Source organism: Psychrilyobacter sp., assembly GCF_049671765.1.
GTDB lineage: Bacteria > Fusobacteriota > Fusobacteriia > Fusobacteriales > Fusobacteriaceae > Psychrilyobacter.
On the sequence record NZ_JBATVM010000210.1, the window covers coordinates 1 to 15,362 of the forward strand.

The 15,362-nt window shown below is 30.1% G+C and carries 17 protein-coding genes; 12 read left to right on the forward strand and 5 right to left on the reverse strand.

What is annotated here, in order from left to right:
* The first annotated feature begins 234 nt into the window (after positions 1-234).
* Positions 235-1,302: a M24 family metallopeptidase gene (locus WBG30_RS10130; RefSeq protein ID WP_424504536.1), complete on the forward strand. Its 1,068-nt coding sequence runs from the start codon at positions 235-237 to the stop codon at positions 1,300-1,302.
* A 142-nt stretch (positions 1,303-1,444) separates the two neighbouring features.
* Here the strand turns inward: WBG30_RS10130 and WBG30_RS10135 are convergent, their stop codons facing one another.
* Entirely contained in the window at positions 1,445-1,636 is a 192-nt protein-coding gene (locus tag WBG30_RS10135) for a LysE/ArgO family amino acid transporter (RefSeq protein ID WP_424504548.1), read from the reverse strand.
* On the reverse strand, positions 1,621-1,893 hold the full coding sequence (locus tag WBG30_RS10140; RefSeq protein WP_424504549.1) for a LysE family transporter: 273 nt from the start codon (positions 1,891-1,893) through the stop codon (positions 1,621-1,623). The genes WBG30_RS10135 and WBG30_RS10140 overlap by 16 nt, the downstream gene beginning before the upstream one ends.
* On the opposite strand from WBG30_RS10140, the gene WBG30_RS10145 reads away from it, so the two are divergent.
* Positions 1,879-2,154, forward strand: coding sequence for an MFS transporter (locus tag WBG30_RS10145; protein ID WP_424504550.1), 276 nt, complete (start codon positions 1,879-1,881; stop codon positions 2,152-2,154). The two genes, WBG30_RS10140 and WBG30_RS10145, sit on opposite strands and share 15 nt — an antisense overlap.
* A 272-nt stretch (positions 2,155-2,426) precedes the next feature.
* Here WBG30_RS10145 and brnQ read toward each other — a convergent pair whose 3' ends face one another.
* A complete protein-coding gene (gene brnQ / locus WBG30_RS10150) occupies positions 2,427-3,725 on the reverse strand; it encodes a branched-chain amino acid transport system II carrier protein (RefSeq protein ID WP_424504537.1) in 1,299 nt (432 codons plus the stop codon).
* A gap of 424 nt (positions 3,726-4,149) precedes the next feature.
* On the opposite strand from brnQ, the gene WBG30_RS10155 reads away from it, so the two are divergent.
* From WBG30_RS10155 to WBG30_RS10165, 3 genes are all read left to right on the forward strand, one after another.
* Entirely contained in the window at positions 4,150-4,626 is a 477-nt protein-coding gene (locus tag WBG30_RS10155) for an N-acetyltransferase family protein (protein ID WP_424504538.1), read from the forward strand.
* Between the two features lie 191 nt (positions 4,627-4,817).
* Positions 4,818-5,018, forward strand: a complete 201-nt coding sequence (locus WBG30_RS10160; protein WP_424504539.1) for a cold-shock protein — start codon at positions 4,818-4,820, stop codon at positions 5,016-5,018.
* 128 nt (positions 5,019-5,146) lie between these two features.
* Positions 5,147-6,229: a hypothetical protein gene (locus WBG30_RS10165; protein ID WP_424504540.1), complete on the forward strand. Its 1,083-nt coding sequence runs from the start codon at positions 5,147-5,149 to the stop codon at positions 6,227-6,229.
* 61 nt (positions 6,230-6,290) lie between these two features.
* On the opposite strand, the gene WBG30_RS10170 is transcribed toward WBG30_RS10165, so the two are convergent.
* On the reverse strand, positions 6,291-7,112 hold the full coding sequence (locus WBG30_RS10170; RefSeq protein ID WP_424504541.1) for an outer membrane protein OmpK: 822 nt from the start codon (positions 7,110-7,112) through the stop codon (positions 6,291-6,293).
* Between the two features lie 217 nt (positions 7,113-7,329).
* Positions 7,330-8,295 carry a biotin synthase BioB gene (bioB, locus tag WBG30_RS10175; protein ID WP_424504542.1) on the reverse strand — a complete coding sequence of 322 codons (966 nt, stop codon included), beginning with the start codon at positions 8,293-8,295 and terminating at the stop codon, positions 7,330-7,332.
* A 134-nt stretch (positions 8,296-8,429) separates the two neighbouring features.
* Between bioB and WBG30_RS10180 the strand changes: the two genes are divergently transcribed.
* From WBG30_RS10180 to WBG30_RS10210, 7 genes are all read left to right on the forward strand, one after another.
* Positions 8,430-10,328 carry an ABC-F family ATP-binding cassette domain-containing protein gene (locus tag WBG30_RS10180; protein ID WP_424504543.1) on the forward strand — a complete coding sequence of 633 codons (1,899 nt, stop codon included), beginning with the start codon at positions 8,430-8,432 and terminating at the stop codon, positions 10,326-10,328.
* A 37-nt stretch (positions 10,329-10,365) separates the two neighbouring features.
* Positions 10,366-10,854: a TlpA family protein disulfide reductase gene (locus WBG30_RS10185; protein ID WP_424504544.1), complete on the forward strand. Its 489-nt coding sequence runs from the start codon at positions 10,366-10,368 to the stop codon at positions 10,852-10,854.
* Between the two features lie 158 nt (positions 10,855-11,012).
* A complete protein-coding gene (locus WBG30_RS10190; RefSeq protein ID WP_424504545.1) occupies positions 11,013-11,741 on the forward strand; it encodes a cytochrome c biogenesis CcdA family protein in 729 nt (242 codons plus the stop codon).
* Positions 11,742-12,112: 371 nt separating this feature from the next.
* Positions 12,113-12,481 (forward strand): 30S ribosomal protein S12, encoded by a 369-nt coding sequence (rpsL, locus tag WBG30_RS10195; RefSeq protein ID WP_028855021.1) that lies wholly within the window; start codon positions 12,113-12,115, stop codon positions 12,479-12,481.
* A 30-nt stretch (positions 12,482-12,511) separates the two neighbouring features.
* A complete protein-coding gene (gene rpsG, locus WBG30_RS10200; protein ID WP_424504546.1) occupies positions 12,512-12,982 on the forward strand; it encodes a 30S ribosomal protein S7 in 471 nt (156 codons plus the stop codon).
* Between the two features lie 67 nt (positions 12,983-13,049).
* Positions 13,050-15,128 carry an elongation factor G gene (fusA, locus tag WBG30_RS10205; protein ID WP_424504547.1) on the forward strand — a complete coding sequence of 693 codons (2,079 nt, stop codon included), beginning with the start codon at positions 13,050-13,052 and terminating at the stop codon, positions 15,126-15,128.
* Positions 15,129-15,266: 138 nt separating this feature from the next.
* Positions 15,267-15,362: GTP-binding protein (locus tag WBG30_RS10210; RefSeq protein WP_424504551.1), on the forward strand; the 96-nt coding region annotated here is incomplete at its 3' end.

Sequence of the window (15,362 nt, forward strand, 5' to 3'; positions counted from 1 at the left end):
GATATTTAAATAGTTATACTTATAAGGTATAAAGATAAGAGACTATTACTATACTCTATAAAATATAAAAATTTTAGATGAAATTTTAAAATCTAAATTATGATTATTTGGATATAATATCACATTGATTTTTTAGAAGGAACTATATAAATTAGTAATAAAATACAAAACCTTGAAAAAAATTTAATTTTAGAGTATTCTTATAATCAAGAACAAAATAAATGGGGGGAAATGATGAAGTTGATAAAATTAATAGAAGATAAAAATTTAGATGGTATATTGATAACAGATCTAGTAAATTTGAGATATTTTACAGGGTTCACAGGAACAACTGGAATAGCTCTAGCAACTAAAAAAGGAAAGTATTTTTTTGTTGATTTTAGATATGTAGCTCAAGCTAACGAGGAAGTAATTCCAAACGGATTTGAAGTGATTTTAATTGAAAGACCGGCAGAAAATAAGATTTCTGAAATTTTAAAAGATGAAAAAATAGTAAAATTAGGAATAGAAGACAGAAACGTAACATTATCTGCCTACAATGGATATGTGGAAAAATTTAAAGATATAAAATTTATCTCTTTAGGAGACAACTTCACAAGAATTAGAATGGTAAAGACAGAGGCAGAGATTGAAAACATAAAAAAAGCTGCAGAGATAGCTGATAAAGCTTTTGCAAGTATACTTCCTTTGATAAAAGAAGGAGCAGTAGAAAATGATATAAAAACAGAATTAGAGTATGAGATGAAAAAATTAGGAGCTGAGGGACCATCGTTTGATACAATAATTGCTTCTAACTATAGATCTGCTATGCCACATGGTGTAGCTAGTGAAAAAAAAATAGACAGAGATGGGTTTGTAAAATTTGATTTTGGATGTTTTTATAAGGGGTATGCTTCTGACATGACAAGAACCATTTATTATGGAGATCGACCTAGTGAGAAACATCTAGATATTTATAATACAGTTTTAGAAGCACAGTTAAAAGCAATAGATGCAATAAAAGTAGGGACGAGTACTAGAGAATTAGATAAGATTGCAAGAGATCACATAACTTCTAAGGGTTATGGTGAAAACTTTGGTCATGGATTGGGACATGGAGTAGGACTAGAAATTCATGAATTACCAAATTTATCTGGGAAATCTGAAGACTTTATTTTACAAGAAAATATGGTTATTACTATTGAGCCAGGTATCTATATAGATGGATTTGGAGGAGTAAGAATAGAAGATGATGTAGTGGTAAAAAAAGGTGGCTATGAGATCTTAAATAATACAACTAAAGAATTAATGATAATAAAGTAATTATAAAAGAGCTAGAAATTATAATTTTCTAGCTCTTTACTTTATATAAGATTATTTTCAAATATAAACGTAATTAATTTGCTTGCTATGGTAAGGATTGTAAGACCTATCAAGATATCTAAAATTTTCCATGTAATTCTTTTTAAAAAATAGGAATAAGAATTCTTGCTCCATAAGCTAAGCCAAAAAACCATACAAAAGATGCAAGATAAGTTCCGTTTATAAAATATATTCTTTGGTTTAAAGGGAACTGAGATCCTATACTTCCAATTGAAATAACTGTATCCAAGTAAACGTGAGGATTTAATAAACTAAGAGCTAAAACAGTAACAATAGTTTTTTTCGTAGGATCGCTTTTGAATCACCATGAACTAGAAGTGATTCAATACCTTTGATAGCTTTTAGAATAGAAAAAATACCATAATAACTAAGAAATAAAATTCCAAAAATAGTAGAGGAAAGCAAGAGAACTTTACTACCATTAATAATATTGCCAAGACCTAATGTTCCTGCTGAAATTAATGTTATGTCTATTAAAGTACAGGTGATTGCGGTTGTAAAAACATTATTTTTGATATTCCATTTTTTAATTCATCGAATACAGCTATTTTTTCTCAAGTAGCTCCTAAAAATTCAATTGAAAAAGCTAACTCATTGTTTACAACTGGAAAATTTTTTGTTGCTGTTATCGCCCCTGTATTAGGAATCATTATTTATACAAAATATGGATTTAATACTTTGATATTTCTGAATATGCTATCATTTATTATTTCTGGAATTTTAGAAATGTTTTTAAAAGTTAGAAAAAGGGAAGAGAAAAGTGATAGTGGTAAAAAAGAAAAAAGTATTTAATTTTTTTAAGAAGCAAAGCGTGATAAAAGATATAACTATTCTAAGTGTTTTATTGAATACTTTAATAGCTCCACTTCTAGGGATAACTCTAATTCAATAAGGGTTATGGAAAAACTTAAATTTGAATTTCAATACGAAAAAATCATTAATACTATTGAAGGGGATAGGCTAGTAAAATATTTTCAAATAATAATGTAGTATAGATAAAGTTATAATGAGGTAAAAAAGATTAGGAGAGCTTACTTCTCCTAATCTTTTTCTTTTAGTAGCGTTTAACCTTTGCTATTTGCATATAGTAAAGTTGATTTTCTTTTTTTTCTCAAATTTTCTAATATAGTTGCAATAGGTGTAATCAAAATTATTGGAAGGAACCAAATAAATCCATCTTTTGCAAATGGAATTAAGTTATAAATATATCCAAAAGCGTGAATACCTAATGTGTTATACCCTATTTCTATAATACTTGTTGTGATTGCGATAGTGATACTAGCTTTATAAATGATTGAATTTTTTACTTCAAATAAATTTAACATAATTAAAACTATTGTAATTGGATATAAAATAACAAGGATAGGGACGGAAATCTTGATAATAGCTCCTACACCAATTACAGACATTGCACCTGAAAAGATACAAGTTAGAATAACTATCGTTTTATAACTAAATTTTGTTATCTTAGAAAAATATTCACCAACAATAGTTACAAGCCCGATAGAAGTAGTTAAACAAGCTGCAGAAACACAAATACCTAGAATTGTATTTCCAATTTGACCTAATGTAGCGTCAGCAATATACATTGTTAAATCTGTTTTTTCTAATCCACTTACTACAGAGCTAGAAGTAGCACCTAAATATAATAATCCTCCATATACCATGGCTAATCCAATAGATGCAATAATACCTGCTCTTATAATCAAAGTTTTTTGAACTTTTCTATCTGTAAAACCTTTTGCTTTTAGACCACTCATAATTACGGCTCCCATTAGGACAGAAGCTAAAGCATCCATTGTTTGATAACCTTCTAAAAATCCAAAACTAAAAGCATTTTCTATTAATTCAATTTTGATAGGAATACCAATTTTAAAAAATATACCTTTTGTGATAATAAGTGTTAACATCAAAAGAATGATAGGAGTTAAAATTTTTCCTATGTTATCTATTATTTTTGAAGGATTTATTACCATGATTAAAGTTATTGAAAAATAAATAATAGAAACTATAACAGGACTTATAGTTGGAAAATTAGGAGCAATTCCCATTTCAAAAGTTGTAGCACCAGTTCTTGGAATCGCAAGTAATGGTCCTAATGATAAAATCAATAAACTACAATAGATTTTATTGAATTTAGGAGAAATTTTTTCTGCAAATTTATTTAAACTACCAATCTTATTAAATGCCATTATTCCTAATAAAGGTAGTCCTATACCTGTTGTAAAAAATCCAAGTACAGCTATATACCATCTATCTCCAACACTAGCTCCAATACTGGGTGGAAAAATTAAATTTCCGGCTCCAAAAAACATTGCAAATAGAGCTAATCCTAAAACAAGAGATTCTTTTTTCATTTTCATTATTTTACTCCTTTTTATAATTATTTAATTGATATAATTGTAACTATTTTCTCAAGTTGTGTCAATTTTCAGCATATATATTAAGTTTGTAACAAAAATATGAACTATTGTTTTTTAAAAGTGAAATGTTTATCAATATTTTATTGTATAAAAACCATTATATTATTTTACTAGGTTTTTTTTAATTTTAATCTAATAAAGTTTTCTAAAATTTAATATTTTTTTAATTAAAAAATGTAATTAATTTTTTTTAATGTTTTGTTTTTGATCTAAACGTTCATTTTAAAAAAGTAAAAAATATTGATTTTGAGACTTTGAAGATAAATGGAAAATTATAAGTTAATAAAAAATATGGTATAATCTTTTATAGGAAAGACATTGGAAATCTTATCAAATGATAAAAAAGATTTTGAGGAGTAAAAAAGTGGAACAAAAATATATTATAAATAAGGCTAAAAAAGACGACATCGTCGGAATATATAATCTACTCCATAGGGAATTTGTGAAAAAATATTCTCCTAATTCAGAAAAAGAGGAATTTGAAAAGCATAAAAAATGGTATGAGTTTTGGCTAAAATCACCGTATCACATCATATATGTTATAAAAAACCTAAGTGGGGAAGTTGTTGGACAGATAAGATATGAGATAGATGGAGAAATATCTATAATAAGCATATATTTAGATAGAGTAAATAGAGGGAAAGGGTTGGGCAAAACATTTGTAGAAAGATCTATTGAGGAGCTGAAAATCGAAAGAAAAGATGTAAAACTGATTGTAGCTTATATTTTGGAGGAGAATGATATTTCTAAAAAGATGTTTTGTAACTTTAATTTTTTATTCAGTGAGAAGAAAAATTATAATGGAATTGAGCACTTAATTTATACGAAAAAAATAAGGTGATTTTTAAAAATAAAAAATAAAAACGTAGGTAAATATGGGCATAGATAATGTTGACAAAAGGTTATAAATAGAATATACTTGATTGAAGAAACAGATGGCTTAAAGCAGAACTTTCATTAATACAACCAAAGTGTGTTAGTGTTTAATGGGATTCTAGGATTCTATCTGAAAAAAATACACGGAGGTACAACATGTTAAAAGGTACAGTTAAATGGTTCAACGAAGAAAAAGGATTTGGATTTATTCAAGGTGAAGATGGGAACGATTATTTCGCACATTTCTCTCAAATCAACAAAGAAGGATTCAAAACTTTAAAAGAAGGGGAAGAAGTAACTTTCGAAATAACTGAAGGTGCAAAAGGTCCTCAAGCTTCAAACATTGAAGTTTTATAATTAATTGAAATTAAGCGATAAGGTTTTGGTCTTATCGCTTTTTTGTTATATAAATTTTTATTAAAGAACTTTGCACAAGTCTGATATCTGAGTTATAATGAAAAAAATTACTGTCGGAGGGGACTGATATGTTAAGGAAAAAAAATAGACATATATTTAGAAAAATTATTTTAATATTTCTTGGAATGGTATTATTATTTTTGATTTATCAATATAGACAAGTGAGAAAAGAGGTCTTATACAATAGGGTAAATGGACCGAAAGCTATAGTTAATATGTTGGATATGGGAATAGAGGAATCCTCAGGTATAATTTTATCAGGTGATAAAAAAGATTATTATTGGACCCATGGAGATTCTGTAGATTATGGTGAAACTCCTAGAACAAGTATCCATGGATTTAGATTTGACAGTGATGGAATAAGAGACCATCATGAGATCTTTTTAGACGGGGTAACCAATCTAGACTGGGGAGATATAGCCAAGGATAAAAACGGAAACTTAATAGTTGCAGATACTGGAGATAACCTTATCAGGAGAGATTTTGTTTTATATAGATTTAAAGAGCCTAAGTTAGGTCAGGAAAAAGTTGAAAAAAATGATATAGATAAGATAACGTTTAGATTCCCAATGGGAGAAGAATTAAACAATGAAGCCATATTTTATGCAGATAAAAGTGTATATATCTTAAATAAAGAATATGGAAAAACAATTATGTATCGTTTGATGGATAAAAACGTCGATACGAGAAGAGTTAATATAGCAGACTATATAGGAGAGTTTAAATTTTTAGGCGGCTCTAGATTAGGTAATTATATGGATGCTGCAACTGGTTCAGATGTATCAATGGATGAGATGACTATGGTTTTTAACACCTATAAAGGAATCTATATGTTTAAAAGAAATAAGAAAAATACTAATTTTTTTGACGGAGAAGTATATTATCATCCGTTAAAATGGGATTTTAGGATAAATCAATATGAGGCTGTAGCCTTTACAAAGGATGAAAAAAACTTGGTATTAACCACAGAACAGGGGAATGTCTATAAAGTAGCTATAGATGATTTTAAAAAGTTGAGAGATGCAGAATCTACTGAGATTATTAAAGAAAAATTAGTTGAAGTTGGGGGAGACAGAAAGGGAATGACATATAGAATTAAACATATAGTCTATTTAATCCAAGTAGCAATAATGAATATAATATTTAGATAAAGTGAGTAAAAGGGTGATTCACAGAATCACCCTTTTACTATACTTATATTAATTATAATCTTTAGAATTTATACCCGATATCAAAGTAGTGTCCAATTCCGCTAGTGTCTTCTGTGGAACCGAATGGAGCATCACCATCTTTAAAGTTGGCCATATTGTTGAATACTTTTAAACCGTAACCAATTGCCCAGTCATTGTTATGCCAATAAATTCCGTTATACCATTGTAATGAATCTTTAGTTCTTCCATCTTTTTCTGCTACTTTATCAGCACCGAAATCGTATGTGATGTAACCTTGGTAAGATACAAATGATCCATTTTCAAAGAAGTGCAATGGTTTAAACCAATTCCATTGTAGTGAATAACCATCCCAGTGACCTTCTCCATTAGAGCCAAAATCTTCTCTTTTATATGTAGATAATAAGTTTAGTCCAGTCTTACCAAACCAAGGTACTTCTACATCGGTACCTAAACCAATACCATTATGCCATAATCCATTATCTCCTGCTTTAATCCAAGTAGAGATATACCATTCTTTGAAAGGTCCTATAGATAAGTCTTTTCCAGTTATTCCATCAATTGAAAATCTAGGTTTGATTTCTGCAAAGAAGTTATCTCCACCATAGGAATCATTATTTGTAGAGCCAAATATATTCTTTAAATCTACATAACCATAGAGGTCCATAACTCCTTTTCTTCCACCAAACTCTAACTCTAAATAAGTGTCATTTTTTTGTCCACCTGGATTTTTTTGATCTAAACCTTGCATAATTTTAAAGTTGAAAAATAAGTTATCATTCTTATTCACATCTTGAGAATAATGCTCGGCACTGGCAACTATACCAGTTGTTAATAAAGTTAATCCTAATAATGCTTTTCTCATATTATTTCCTCCTAAAAAGTTAATATTAAACTAAAAATATATTAAAATATTACTATATTTTTTAATAAAAGTAAAGAAATGTTATAAAAATAGAATGATTTGGTTGTTAAAAGTACAAAAAAATGGGGATTCATAAATAATGAATTCCCATTTTCTTTTCTAGAAAACTATGATAATTTTAAATTGTACTTATTTAAATCAATATTATATTATCTTTTTATTTCCACATTTTTTTAACATTTTCGATAAATGTAAAGTCTTCTTTAGTACTTCTGCCTCTCACAGTAAGGTATCCACCTACTAACATTCCATTAGCACCAGACATAAATGCCATTCCCATAAAGTCCTTTAAAATACCTTCTCTTCCTGCTCCTATTTTTATAACCTTATCTTTAAAAATTATTCTGTAGATAGCAATAGTTTTTAAGATCTCATCCATAGCTAGGTGTTCTCGATCCCCATGAGGAGTTCCAGGAATAGGGTTCAAAATATTAATAGGAATTCCATCTACGCCTAATTCTTTTAATGTGTAAGCCATATCAATTCTGTCTTCCCAAGATTCACCCATACCTATTATTCCACCGCTACATACAGCTAATCCTATTTCTTTAGCAGCTTTTATAGTTTTTAATCTATTTTCTATTCCGTGAGTTGTAGCGACTATTTTATTATATGATTTAATAGATGTTTGTAAGTTACTATGAAACCTAGTTATTCCAGCTTCTTTTAATTCCGTTAATTCTTCTTTAGATAATAATCCTATAGAACAACATAGTTCTACATCGTTATCAGAAGCTTTGGCTATTTTCAAAAATTCTGTTATGTTGCTATATTCACTGGTTCCTTTATTGATACTTCTACCAGAGGTAACCACTCCAAACTTTGAGCTACCTAATTTTTCGGCTCTATTATATTCATCTAAAAGAGTTTCTTTGTCCTTTAATTCGTAACTTGTGATATTGGTATTATAGTGAGCTGATTGAGCACAAAATTTACAGTCTTCTTCACATCTTCCAGATTTTGCGTTGGAAATTGTACAGGTGTGAATCTTATTTCCACAATATTTTTCTCTTATTTCATTGGCTACAGTGAATAACTCCATCATCTTGCTACCATTCACTTTAGTAAGCTCAATGGCTTCTTCATATGTAATTTCTTTAGTAATAAAATCTCTTATATTCATAATACTATCTCCTATTCTTTATTTGAAACATAAAGAAAGTATAACATAGTTGTAAAAATAATAGAATCCTAAATTTATATGATATAATGGAATAAAATATAAATACTTAAAGATGGTAAGGGAGAAGGAGAACTATGATACTTAGTGTTACAGATTTATGGAAACAGTTTACAGGAGAAACTTTATTAAGAAATATAAATTTTGCGATAGATGAAAAGGATAAAATAGGATTGGTAGGACCTAATGGGGCTGGAAAAACAACTCTAATAAAAATCCTAATGGAAATGGAAACCCATGATGAAAGTTTTGAAACTAAACAAATGGGAAAGATCGGAAAAAAAGGAAACCTAAGAATTGGTTATTTATCTCAAAACTTTGATTTGGATTTAGAAAACACTGTATTTGATGAGTTAATGAGTATATATTCGCACCTGAAAGAAGACTACAAAAAAATTCAACTATTAAATGAAAGATTAGCTACAGATATGGAAAATTTTGACAATATAATGGAAAAACTAGCAATACTAAACACTAGATATGAACAGGGTGAAGGATATGTAATAGAGTATAAAGTAAAACAGATTTTGAATGGTTTAAATTTTCCTGAGCATTTATGGAAACAAAAAGTTGATGATCTTAGTGGAGGTCAGCAATCTAGGGTAGCTTTGGGGAAAATATTATTAGAAGAACCAGAATTGTTGATATTAGATGAGCCAACAAACCATTTGGATTTAAATGCTATTGAGTGGTTGGAAAGGTATTTAAATTCATATAATAAAGCTTTTATTTTGATATCTCATGATAGGTATTTTTTAGATAATGTAATCAATAGAGTATTTGAAATAGAGAATAAAACTATTAACTTATATAAGGGAAATTTTACTGAATATACTATTCAAAAAGAAGCATACCTTACAGGGGCAGTAAAAAGATTTGAAAAGGAACAGGATAAGATAAAAAAAATGGAAGACTACATTACTAAATATATGGGTGGTATAAAGACTAAACAGGCACTGGGTAGGAGAAAACTCCTAAATCGCATGGAGAAGATGGGAGATCCCATTGTGCATATGAGAAATATGAAATTAAAGTTTGAAGTGGAGAGAGTTTCTACTGACAAGGTAGTAAAAATAACTAATTTATCTAAAGCTTTCGGAGAAAAAGAGATCTTTAGAAATGTGAATTTAAATATATATCGTGGAGACAAGATAGGGATAATGGGTCCTAATGGTGTTGGGAAATCTACTATACTTAGAATAATAAATGATTTAGAAAAGCAAACTTCTGGAAAAGTAGAATTAGGAGAAAAATTAGATATTGGATACTATGACCAAAATCATACTGGTTTAGATGGAAAACAAAATATCTTAGAAGAATTGATGTATAATTATCCATTATCAGAAGAACAAGCTAGATCACTTGCAGGGGGATTTTTATTTTCAGAAGATGAAATATTTAAGAGTATAGATGACCTCAGTGGTGGAGAAAAATCCAGAATAGCATTAATGAAGTTAATCTTAAACAAACCTAACTTACTTATAATGGATGAACCTACAAATCATTTGGATATATATGCAAGGGAAGTATTAGAGGAATCGTTGGAAGACTATGATGGTACTTTGGTTGTTGTATCTCATGATAGACATTTTTTGGAGAGTGTGGTAAATAAAATATATGAAATAACTCCTACAGGTAGTGATGTATTTGATGGAAACTATGAGGAATATATGAAAAAATCAAATGAACCTAAAAAAGAAAAGGAAATTAACACAGACTATGAGGAACAAAAAAGAAGAAAAAATAGGACATCCAGTCTAGAAAGAAAATTTGTAGAGGTAGAAAAAGAAATTGAAAAACTAGAAGAAAAAAAGGTTGAGATAGAGGAATTACATAATGAAGCTGGAATAAAAAATGAGATAGATAAATTGATGGAACTACAGGGGAAATTAGATCAAATGGACGAAAAAATAATGTTAAAGATGGACGAATGGGAAGAGATTAATGAGGAGTTAGAGACTCTAAAAGAGCTTTAAGAATCTGTTTAACTTGTAAGAAAGGGGGAGGAAATCAATGAAAAAAATAATATTTATATTGTTATTATTGGTTAGTGTTTTATCTTTTGGTACAAAAGAAGGGTTAGAAAAAGGAAATAAATTTCCTATTATGAACTTGTACAATACAAAGGGAGGGCTAGAGGGAACTTCTGAAAAATATTTTGATAAGATTACCGTATATAACTTTGGTGCTAGCTGGTGTCCTCCATGTAAGGTAGAAAAACCTCTATTAAACAAATTTTATAATAAAAATAAAGATAAGGTAAATGTAGTATCTATAATGATAGATGACAATGGTAGTGCAGTAGATAAATTTTTTATAGATAATCCTATGGATTTTCCTCACTATTTTGATAAAGGACAAACTTTATCTAGAAAATTTTTAATAAGGGTAGTACCTACAACGTACCTAGTAGATGAAAATGGAATAATTTTAGAAAGGATACACGGAGCACAAGATTGGAGCCAGTTAAAGGTAGAGGATTTAGAAGCGTTAAAAAATTAATTTTCAATAAATACTAATCTTCATCAATGAATAAAAAAATGTCACAGAGATACACTAAGAAAAAAGAAAACTACACAGAGAAAATTTCAGTGGAGCTCTAATTTAAACTTTTGTGTATCTCTGCGTCAAAAGTAAATAGACAGTAGAAGGAGTTGAATATGGAGATAAATATATTAATAGTATTTCTTGCAGGGATGGGGACTTTTTTAGCTCCTTGTATAATTCCTTTGGTGCCTAGTTACCTTTCATATATAAGTGGGATAGTATTAGGAGAAGAACCTGGTGGTAAGCAAAAATTTAAAGTTATTCTTCATACAATGTTTTTTATACTGGGATTTGGAACAGCTTTTACAGCCTTGCAAATATTACTTTTTAATTTTACTAATCTTGCTAGTAAACTTATTGGAAATAACATATTAAATATGGTTTTTGGTGGAATTATTATAATTATGGGTATGCATATGATAGGAGTTTTCAAAATAACTAAGTTATACTCTGAAAAGAGGATGAATTTTGGTTTCATTCGAAAAAATATAGGGACGTCTTACCTATTTGGATTTGCCTTTGGATTTGGATGGACACCTTGTATGGGTCCTGTTTTGTTTACAGTAATGTCGTATTTGGCAGGTACTGATACCGTATGGATGGGAATGCTATATATATGGATCTATACTTTTGGATTGGGATTACCATTTCTGATTTTTGCACTATTTATGGATAAAAGCAATAAATTAGATTTTATAAAGAAGAATTTTTTATTTTCAGAAAAATTGAGTGGAGTAATTCTTGTTATAATGGGAACACTTTTAGCTTTAAATAAGATGACTATCTTTCTTAGCTGGGGATTCAGGGATGAAATAGTGGAGTTTTTTAGGAAAATATTTTGATTTTCCAGATCTTTTTCGAGTCTTTTTTCTTTAAAATTAATAAATGGATTTATTATGAAATTATTATAGAATTTTGTAGATTATTAATTAAAAAAAGTAAAATAGAGGCTATCGTAGTAAACTATGATTCTAATAGAAAAATTATTAAAATTAAATAAAATATTTTTTAAGAGCTGGGATATTCATCCTAGCTCTTATTTAATAAAGACCACACTGCCTGGTGGTTCGTAATTCTAGCCCTATTTTTGTTAGAATTATATCGAAAAAGTATTGACGTAGTTTGAAAAGTCTGATATACTTATCTAGTTGTGAAAAAAATTAATTTTCAAATTATTTTAGATAATGAGAAAAAAAAGAAAAGGAGGGTAAAGATGCCTACTATTAACCAATTAATAAGAAAAGGAAGAAAGACTTTAGAGTCTTCTAAAACATCACCAGCATTAAAAGGAAACCCACAAAAAAGAGGAGTGTGTGTAAGAGTTTATACTTCTACACCAAAGAAACCAAACTCAGCTTTAAGAAAGGTAGCCAGAGTAAGATTAACTAATGGAATCGAAGTTACTGCTTATATTCCAGGAATCGGACATAACTTACAAGAGCATTCAATTGTTCTTTTAAAAGGTGGAAGAACAAAAGACTTACCAGGGGTAAGATATAAAGTAATTAGAGGAGCTTTAGATACTGCAGGAGTAGCAGATAGAAAGCAATCAAGATCTAAATACGGAGTAAAAAAAGGATAATAATTTAAACTATTAGGAGGTGCAAAAAATATGTCAAGAAGAAGAGCAGCAGTTAAAAGAGACGTTTTAGCTGATTCAAGATATGGAGATAAAGTTGTAACTAAATTTATAAATTCTATCATGTTAGATGGAAAGAAATCTTTAGCAGAGTCTATTTTTTATGGAGCTATGGATTTAATAAAGGAAAAATCAGGTGAAGAGGGATACGAAACTTTCAAGAAAGCAATCGAGAACATCAAACCTGCATTAGAAGTTAAATCAAGAAGAATTGGTGGAGCTACTTATCAAGTACCAGTAGAAGTAAGACCTGTTAGACAACAAGCATTAGCTTTAAGATGGTTAACAACTTACACTAGAAACAGAAAAGAATATACTATGGTTGAAAGATTAGCTAACGAATTAATCGCAGCAGCTAACACTGAAGGTGCAACTATGAAGAAAAAAGAAGATACTTATAAAATGGCAGAAGCAAACAGAGCTTTCGCACATTACAAATGGTAAGAACTAAGTTGATTTTAACTTAGTTTTTCATATATATACGTATAAACGTTCGAGGAGGAATACCAAAATGGCTAGAGAAATTTCTTTAGATCAAACTAGAAATATTGGAATCATGGCTCATATCGACGCTGGTAAGACAACTACAACAGAGAGAATCTTACTTTACACTGGTGTAACTCATCAAATTGGAGAGGTACATGACGGTGCAGCTACTATGGACTGGATGGAGCAAGAGCAAGAAAGAGGAATCACAATCACTTCAGCAGCAACAACTTGTTTCTGGAGAAATCATAGAGTAAACATCATCGATACACCTGGACATGTGGACTTTACTGTAGAAGTAGAAAGATCATTAAGAGTATTAGATGGAACAGTTGCAGTTTTTTCTGCAGTTGATGGAGTACAACCACAATCTGAAACAGTTTGGAGACAAGCTGACAAGTATAATGTACCTAGAATGGCTTTCTTTAACAAGATGGACAGAACTGGTGCAGACTTCAAGATGTGTGTAAGTGACATCAGAGAAAAATTAGGTTCTAACCCAGTTCCTGTACAATTACCAATTGGTGCAGAAGAGAACTTTGAAGGAATTATTAACTTAATCACAATGAAAGAAGTAAAATGGCCTTTAGATACTAAAGATGGTCAAGATATGGAAGTTGTTGAGATTAGAGAATCTTTATTAGAAGAAGCAAAAGCTGCAAGAGAATTCATGATTGAATCTATCGTTGAGACAGATGATATCTTAATGGAAAAATTCTTTGGTGGAGAAGAAATCACAGTTGCTGAATTAATAGCTGGATTAAGAACGGCTACTATTGCAAACCTAATCGTTCCTGTAACGTGTGGTACTGCATTTAAAAATAAAGGAGTTCAACCATTATTAGACTTAATCGTTGATATCATGCCTTCACCAATGGATGTTGGAGGAGTTAAAGGTACTGATATGAAAGATGAAAGTATTGAATTGGAAAGATTACCTGGAGACGAACAACCGTTTGCTGCGTTAGCATTTAAAATAATGACTGACCCATTCGTAGGAAGATTATCTTTCTTCAGAGTATATTCTGGATGTTTAGCAAAAGGTTCTTATGTATTAAACTCTGTAAAAGGTAAAAAAGAAAGAATAGGAAGAATCCTACAAATGCACGCAAACAAAAGAGAAGAAATAGAAATGGTATATTGTGGAGATATCGCCGCAGCGGTAGGTCTTAAAGATACTACTACTGGTGACACTCTATGTGATATGGATCAACCTATTGTTTTAGAAAGAATGGTATTCCCTGAGCCAGTTATCTCAGTAGCTGTTGAGCCTAAAACAAAGGCTGACCAAGAAAAAATGGGTATCGCTTTAAGCAAACTTGCTGAAGAAGATCCTACTTTCCAAGTTAAAACAGATCAAGAAACTGGACAAACTATCATCTCTGGAATGGGTGAACTTCACTTAGATATCTTAGTTGATAGAATGAAGAGAGAATTTAATGTAGAATCTAACGTAGGTAAACCACAAGTTGCTTACAGAGAAACTATCACAACTGAAACTGATACTGACATGAAATATGCTAAGCAATCAGGTGGAAGAGGACAATATGGACACGTTAAGATTAGAGTATATCCTAATCCAGGTGAAGGATTCATATTTGAAAATAAAACTTCTGGTGGATCAGTTCCTAGAGAATATATCCCAGCAGTAGAAAAAGGTTGTAGAGAAGCACTTGAAGGCGGAGTTATCGCTGGATACGCAATGGAAGATGTTAGAGTTGTGTTATATGATGGTTCTTACCATGATGTTGACTCAAACGAGATGGCATTTAAAATTGCAGGATCAATGGCAATGAAGAAAGCCGCTAGAGAGTGTAACCCAGTTATACTTGAGCCTATCTTCAAAGTTGAAATCACTACTCCTGAAGAGTACATGGGAGACTTAATTGGTGACGTTTCTTCTAGAAGAGGAGTTGTTCTTGGAATGACTGAAAGAGCTGGAGCTAGAATCATTGAAGCTGAAGCACCATTATCAGAAATGTTTGGTTATTCAACTGACTTAAGATCTAAGTCTCAAGGAAGAGCAAACTATGCAATGGAATTCAAGAAATACTTACCAGTTCCTGCAGCTGTTCAAAAGACAATCGTGGAAGAAAGAAACTAATATTTCTTTTTTTACAAAATAGAGTGACATACTTGAGTTAATATTATTATTAATGACTATAACAGCTGAGCGTCTGGAAACTCTAGACGCCTCAGGGTAATTTAAATAAATAAATTAAATTTTTAGGAGGCTTTAACAATGGCAAAAGAGCAATTTGACAGAAGTAAACCACATGTAAATATCGGAACAATAGGTCATGTAGACCATGGAAAGACAACAACAACAGCAGCAATA